Consider the following 390-nt stretch of genomic DNA (forward strand, 5'->3'; position numbering starts at 1 on the left):
ATCTCACCTCTCCTAGTCGCTACTCGGGCCGGCTGCTAGCGCCGACGCGCCTTGCGGTCGTCCTTGATGTGGCCCCGGAAGGTCCGGGTCGGGGCGAACTCGCCCAGCTTGTGACCGACCATCGAGTCGGACACGAACACCGGGACGTGCTTGCGGCCGTCGTGCACGGCGATGGTGTGACCGATCATGTCCGGGATGATCGTGGACCGACGGGACCACGTGCGGATGACGGTCTTCTTGCCGGACTCGTTGAGGACGTCCACCTTCTTGAGCAGGTGGTCGTCCACGAAGGGGCCCTTCTTCAGGCTGCGCGGCATGTCTTACCTCCCCGCTCAGCGCCTCTTGCCCGTCCGACGCCGGCGGACGCTCAACTTGTCGGCCGGCTTGCTC

General features: G+C 66.2%; 1 protein-coding gene. It reads right to left on the reverse strand.

The window, feature by feature from the left end; translation table 11 throughout:
* Positions 1-35 precede the first annotated feature (35 nt).
* Positions 36-317, reverse strand: coding sequence for a 30S ribosomal protein S19 (gene rpsS, locus DBV35_RS29400; protein WP_062397841.1), 282 nt, complete (start codon positions 315-317; stop codon positions 36-38).
* Positions 318-390 lie beyond the last annotated feature (73 nt).

Source organism: Acuticoccus kandeliae, from assembly GCF_003073115.1.